The organism is Vibrio sp. 1288 (assembly GCF_033344475.1).
Genome location: NZ_JAWPOX010000726.1, coordinates 1 through 620 on the forward strand (window position 1 = coordinate 1; position 620 = coordinate 620).

Genomic DNA, 620 nt, shown 5'->3' on the forward strand with positions numbered 1-620 from the left:
TCTGCCTGTCCTTTTGTAAACAAACCACTTTACTTGATAATAATTATCGTTTAGATTCATCCCAAATTCGATACGTGGGACAACGATAATGATCAGTGAATGGGAAAAACACACACTCCTAGCCGATACTGCCCTGCAACTAGATGATCCTGTACGCAGCATTCTTCACTATCAACAAGCTTTAAGCTTAAGTGAAGACATTAGTGAATGCGTGGAAATTGAAGCAGACGAACGCCTTTTGATTTCTGTAATCTCTTGTCACAACCTCGCGCAATTTTGGCGCTGGGCTGGTGATACCGAATACGAACTCAAATATCTTCAGCTGGCATCTGAAAAAGTGCTCACACTTATTCCCCAATGCCCAAACCAGAATTGCGCGAGCTTCATTGACTCCATCGGCTGTTGCACAAAAGCACTTATCGATTTTATGAAGCGTCATCCAAACCCAGCAATTGCGAAACAAGTAGAGAAGATCGATACCGCAACCAATTGCGAAGTGATCGCTAAGTTTCGTTTAAATTAATGAGCAAAGGTCGAAAATAAGCTGACCTCATCACTTGGAAATGACTCAACGAAAGCTATTCGACAGTAAGTAGATACTCACTAACATATACAAAGTA

General features: G+C 41.3%; 1 protein-coding gene. It reads left to right on the plus strand.

Translation table 11 applies throughout. The annotated features are described in order from the left end of the window. Window positions 1-88: 88 nt before the first annotated feature. Complete coding sequence (locus R8O11_RS29020) at window positions 89-523, plus strand: DUF2753 domain-containing protein (RefSeq protein ID WP_005490627.1); 435 nt, start codon at window positions 89-91, stop codon at window positions 521-523. Window positions 524-620: the final 97 nt, after the last annotated feature.

Excerpts from the sequence above, each read along its gene's own strand:
- R8O11_RS29020 (WP_005490627.1), top strand. The coding sequence starts at position 89 with ATGATCAGTGAATGGGAAAAACACACACTCCTAGCCGATACTGCCCTG.